The sequence below is a fragment of the Pseudomonas sp. 05T35 genome, assembly GCF_056396605.1.
The window spans coordinates 1-5,739 of sequence record NZ_JBFTLU010000509.1; the positions used below are offsets into that span (position 1 = coordinate 1).

Below are 5,739 nucleotides of genomic sequence, written 5' to 3' on the forward strand. Positions count from 1 at the left end.
GTGCTCGGTAATGCCGGCAGCTTTTTCAAGAACCCGCTGGTATCGGCAGCTCTGGCGGCACAAATTCGCCTTGAGCATCCGGGCCTGGTCGGTTATCCACAAGCGGATGGCCGGGTGAAATTGGCGGCTGGCTGGTTGATCGAGCAGGCGGGCTGGAAAGGTTTTCGTGACGGCGACGCCGGCGTGCATCGTTTGCAGTCGCTGGTGCTGGTCAACTACGGCACGGCTACCGGGCTTGAGCTGCTTAACCTGGCACAGCGGATCCAGAGAGACATCGCCGAGCGCTTCAATGTCGAACTGGAGATGGAGCCGAATCAGTATTGAGCTACGCTTGATCGCTGAATCCAGAGCCCTGCACACCTTCCTTGGTTGCAGGGCTTTTTTGTTAATGCTGAGTTAACTTAGCCTGCTAACGATGCAATCATTTGCTCCATAACTCTACCTATATGCGGGCGTGCCCATGATTACCCTGAAGCTCAATGGTCAAGATCATCAACTCGACGTCACCGAGGACATGCCGCTGCTCTGGGCAATCCGTGATGTGGCCGGTTACAGCGGCACCAAATTCGGTTGTGGCATGGGCCTGTGTGGCGCCTGCACGATTCATATCGACGGCGCCCCGGCGCGCAGTTGCATCACGCCTATCGGTTCGGTGATCGGGCAGGATGTCAGCACCATCGACAACTTGCACAGCGATCCGGTTGGCCAGGTCGTCCAGCAAGCCTGGCTCGACACGGCAGTCGCCCAGTGCGGCTTTTGCCAGGGCGGACAGATCATGTCGGCCACGGCGTTGCTCAAGACCAACCCCAATCCCAGCGATGAACAGATCGAACAGGCGATGGTCGGCAATATCTGTCGCTGCGGCACGTACAACCGCATCAAGAGCGCTATCCGCCAGGCCTCCACTCATCTGCAGGAGCGCAAGGCATGAGCCAGCTACCGAATGATTTCGCGTTGAGTAATCTCAGCCGTCGTGGTTTTCTCAAAGGTGTGAGTGCGACCGGTGCGCTGGTGCTCGCCGCCAGTTGGGGCTGGCAGGACGCGTTCGCCGAAGAGAAGAAATTCGGTGCCGCCGGTATGCCCAACGGCTGGATCGATGATCCCAAGGTCTACGTGAGCATTGCCGCCGACGGCAGCGTGACGGTGGTCTGCAACCGTTCGGAAATGGGCCAGGGTGTGCGCACCAGCTTGAGCATGGTGGTCGCCGATGAGCTGGACGCCGATTGGGCAATGGTCAAAGTCCGGCAGGCGCCGGGTGATGAGGTGAGCTTCGGCAACCAGGACACCGACGGTTCGCGCAGCATGCGCCATTGGTACGAGCCGATGCGCCGTTGCGGTGCTGCTGCGCGGACCATGCTGGAACAAGCGGCGGCTGATCAGTGGAAAGTCCCGATTGGCGAATGCCGCGCGCAGTTACACAAAGTTATCCACCAGCCCTCCGGGCGTGAACTCGGCTACGGTGCGCTCGCCGTTGCTGCGGGGGCGCAGGCCGTGCCGGCTCGTGAAAGCCTGCGGCTCAAGCAGCCTTCGGAGTTTCGCTACATCGGCAAAGAGTCGACCCGGGCGATTGACGGTGCGGACATCGTCAATGGTCGTGCGGTCTACGGTGCCGACGTGCACTTTGACGGTATGCTCTTCGCCACCGTGGCGCGGCCGGCGGTCTATGGCGGCAAGGTCAAGTCTTTCGATGCCAGCGCGGCGTTGAAAGTCCCTGGAGTAGTCAAGGTCATCCAGATTGAAAGCCGCCCATTGCCTTCGGAATTCCAGCCGTTGGGTGGGGTGGCGGTGGTTGCCAGCAATACCTGGGCGGCGATCAAGGGGCGTGAGGCGTTGAAGATCGAGTGGGATGACGGTGCCAATGCCGGTTACGACTCGATTGCCTATCGCAAGGAGCTGGAAGCCGCAGCCCTGAAGCCGGGCAAAGTGGTGCGCAGCACCGGCAATATCGAAGAGGCCATGAACAGCGCCGACAGCAGTCTGGAAGCGGCTTACTACTTGCCGCATCTGGCGCAGTCGCCGATGGAGCCGATGGTTGCCGTTGCGCGCTTCAAGGATGGCCATTGCGAAGCCTGGGCGCCGAGTCAGGCCCCGCAAGTGACCCGCGAGCGTATTGCCGAGCGTTTGGGCGTTCCATTCGACAAGGTCACGGTCAATGTCACCTTGTTGGGCGGTGGTTTCGGCCGCAAGTCAAAGCCGGACTTCATTCTGGAAGCAGCGATCCTGGCCAAGGAGTTTCCCGGCAAGGCTGTGCGCGTGCAATGGACCCGTGAAGACGACATCCACTGCTCGTACTTCCATACCGTCTCGGCGGAATACCTCAAGGCCAGCCTGAACAAGGACGGCATTCCGTCCGGCTGGTTGCACCGCACGGTGGCGCCCAGCATCACCGCGTTGTTCGCGCCAGGTATGAATCACGAGGCGGCCTTCGAGCTGGGCATGGGCTTTACCAACATGGCCTATGCGATTCCCAATGTGCGCCTGGAAAACCCTGACGCGGCCGCCCATACCCGAGTCGGTTGGTATCGCTCGGTGTCGAACATTCCTCACGGTTTCGCGATTCAGAGCTTTGTCGACGAGTTGGCACACAAGGCCGGACAAGACCCGCTGAAGTACCAGATCAAGCTGTTGGGACCGGACCGTCAGATCGATCCGCGAACCCTGAGCGAAGAGTGGAACTACGGCGAATCCCCTGAGCGTTATCCGATCGATACGGCGCGCCTGCGTGGCGTTCTGGAAGCGGCGGCCAAGGGTGCCGGCTGGGGGCGAAAACTGCCCAAGGGTCGTGGTTTGGGCCTGGCAGTGCATTACAGCTTCGTCACCTATGTGGCGGCGGTCATCGAGGTTGAAGTCAAGGATGACGGTACGCTGATCGTGCACAAGGCCGACATCGCGGTCGATTGCGGCCCGCAGATCAACCCGGAGCGGATTCGCTCGCAGTTCGAAGGCGCCTGCGTGATGGGCCTGGGTAACGCGGTGCTGGGTGGGTAGTCGTTATCGACTAGTGGCAGGTGCCGATCAGGACAAGTTGCTGGCGATGTGCGAAGGGCGCGACGGCAGTGTGCGACCGGTGATCGAACAGGTACTGCGCAATCTGCCGATGGGCGTGGGCACCCGGTTGTTGGTGACGACGCCGGATCGTCCAGAGGTTGCACGGCTGGCCCGGGCTTATGGTTGCCAAGTGCTGGTATTGGCGTCGGCGGGCATGGGCGACAGTATTGCGGCGGCGGTCGCTGCGTGCCCGGCGCTGGATGGCTGGCTGGTGGTGTTGGGGGATATGCCGTTTATCTTGCCGTCGAGTATCGAGCGGATTGTTGAGGGGATAGCGGTCGATACCATCAGCGTTCCCGTGCAGGGTGGCGAGTTTGGGCATCCGGTGGGGTTTGGGCGTTCGCTGGGGGCGGCGTTGATGGCGTTGTCCGGCGACCGCGGGGCCAAGCCGCTGTTTGCCTCGGYGAAAGTGGTTGAGGTGGCGGTGGAGGATCCGGGCGTGTTGTGGGATGTGGATGTGCCGGTCGCGCTGGTCTTTCAATAATCGTCGATTGGTCGTGTTACCTCGCGGGCCGAGGCCAGCCCTGAGGCCTCTATAGGGCAGAGTACTGAACTCTGCCCTTCTACTGCCTATTCGTATTTATCGATGGGTGCCAGATATAAAACTCGTTATTCATCCGTTTTTATCCGACATACGATCTTGTTGCGTGCGGTGTTCACTGTTGCGGTGTATGCCCGGTTAGTACTCATCAAGATAATAAAGAGCCTACATGATAAAGCAGTATATGGATGCGTCGGTTAGTGTTAACCCTATTGAACTGGACAGTGAGGTCCAAACGTTGGGCGCCTTGGAGCGGGCGTTGAGTTTTGACGATGTTTATCAGCCGGTTCCCCGTTATGTCAACACGCTGCRTCAACTCAGAAAGGCTTCTCAAACGATAAGTTGTCACCGTGACGAGATTAAGTTTGGTGTTACGTTTAGTGAGCGCTTGCAAGTACTCACCGATGACTTCGGCTTGTCAAAGGAGCACTTTTCGATCAATACCAGTGGCTCGCCATTGATTGTCAAGGAGCAAGTCGGGGAGCACCTTATTTCGCCCACTCACTTTGAAAACGGTGCGTATTTCAGCCATCCCCATGCGGATCATCAACTCGATCACTCGGCGGATGAGTTGCCTTCGATCAAGATTGGCCAGTATGTGCGTTTTGGTCGTAATGCCGCAGTCAACGCCGGTGGCGATGTGGATATTGGCGACGGTGTCTGGCTGTCGCCGGGCAGTCAGTTGCTTCGTCAGGACCATGATCCTTATGGCCGGCTCTCCATCGGTTCGCGGACCGTTGCGATGACGCGCCTGCCACCCGTGAGGTTGTGCGATTACGCATGGGTCGGGCGTGAAGCGATCGTCGGCTGGAACGCGGATTATCTGGGCAAKGCTAGCATCGTCGGCATCCGCTCCTTTCTCAATACCTGGGTCGGCGACTATTCCATCGTTGGCGATCAGGGGAAAGTCCTGCAATACCTGCCGTTCAAGGCTCACCTCATGGAGACGTATCAGCCGTCGATCGAGCAGACGCTGCAAGTCAGCGATTGGGCCGCAATCAATTCGGACTGGTTGATGATCTACCGTGATACCCCGAAGCGTGAGACATCGCTATTGCCAGCCTCCCTGGCGGAGTATCTGGACACGCCGGGCAAGAAGTCCGTGTTGCTGATTGCGCCGACCGATAACGCCCAGCTTCAAGCATTCGCCCGGCACAGTCTCGATGTCATCTCCACTACCCGGCAGCAGTTTGCCCACCACTTGCAGTGGGCGCAGGACCACGGCCACAAGCAGCTCAGACTGCGCGCCGACCTGGATTTTTCGAGGTTGCCGTTTGCCTCGGCCGGCGATTTTCACTATCGCCGTCGATTGGGTTATTCACTCATTGTCGCAAACAGTTCGCCTGTCGACGCCGAGCCTTGTCGAGTCTTTGTCAATGAGCTGGCCCGGGTGTTGGCGACAGAGGCACTTATGTTGGTGCCCATCACAGATGTGTTGCAGGCGCAATTGTCTGTGTATCAAGACGCGTTCCATCTGCTGGGGGAAGTCGAGTTCGACGGCGCCTCTTTCATGTTAATGAAGAAGATCTAACGAGGGTTCCAATGCCGTACTTACTACTTTCACTCGCTGCCGTGTTCTGGGGCGGTAATTATGTCGTCGGAAAATTGATGGTGGTGGATGTTGATCCTGTGCTGCTGTCGCAACTTCGATGGCTGATTACCAGTGCATTATTGCTGGTGATTAACTATAAGTCTGTGGTCGCCAGTTTGCCGGCTGCACGCAAATCATGGTTAACCCTGGTGATGTTGGCGGTCTGTGGGCAGGTTATATTTCCGCTGACATTGTATATAGGGTTGCAATACACCAGTTCTTTGAATGCAGCGATTTACCTGTCGGCTACGCCGTGTCTGGTACTGGCCCTCAATCGTTTCGTTTTCGGTGATTTCATCTCCAGGTCGAATATGCTTGGCGTGGTCATCAGTACGGTTGGTGTGTTCTGGCTGGTGACCATGGGGCACCTTTCCGATTTGAGTTTTCTGGAGGGCTTCAACAAAGGCGATTTCTGGACCATGGCCTCGGCCGCTAGTTGGGCTGTCTATTGTTCCTTTCTGCGGACAAAGCCCAAAACCATAGCTGGCAACGCCTTTGTGACGTATTGCGCGGTGGTGGGCGCGCTATGCCTGATTCCGTTCAGCCTGGGGGTTTGGGT

General features: G+C 58.3%; 4 protein-coding genes and 2 pseudogenes. All 6 read left to right on the top strand.

All coding sequences use genetic code 11. The features are described 5' to 3' along the window. A pseudogene (locus AC1DH9_RS26240) lies at window positions 1–324 on the top strand (UDP-N-acetylmuramate dehydrogenase); the annotation flags it as partial. Between the two features lie 136 nt (window positions 325–460). Continuing rightward, window positions 461–931, top strand: coding sequence for a (2Fe-2S)-binding protein (locus AC1DH9_RS26245; RefSeq protein ID WP_427532587.1), 471 nt, complete (start codon window positions 461–463; stop codon window positions 929–931). Next, window positions 928–2,982: pseudogene (locus AC1DH9_RS26250) on the top strand (xanthine dehydrogenase family protein molybdopterin-binding subunit); the annotation flags it as partial. The gene AC1DH9_RS26245 and the pseudogene AC1DH9_RS26250, both read left to right, overlap by 4 nt. Beyond that, the gene (locus AC1DH9_RS26255; RefSeq protein ID WP_477809075.1) at window positions 2,981–3,532 is read left to right on the top strand and encodes a nucleotidyltransferase family protein; all 552 of its coding nucleotides are present in this window, start codon (window positions 2,981–2,983) and stop codon (window positions 3,530–3,532) included. The pseudogene AC1DH9_RS26250 and the gene AC1DH9_RS26255, both read left to right, overlap by 2 nt. A 226-nt stretch (window positions 3,533–3,758) precedes the next feature. Continuing rightward, on the top strand, window positions 3,759–5,120 hold the full coding sequence (locus tag AC1DH9_RS26260) for an acyltransferase (RefSeq protein ID WP_477809076.1): 1,362 nt from the start codon (window positions 3,759–3,761) through the stop codon (window positions 5,118–5,120). A gap of 11 nt (window positions 5,121–5,131) precedes the next feature. After that, window positions 5,132–5,739, top strand: a 608-nt coding sequence (locus AC1DH9_RS26265) for a DMT family transporter (protein WP_477809077.1), incomplete at its 3' end; no start/stop codon positions are given.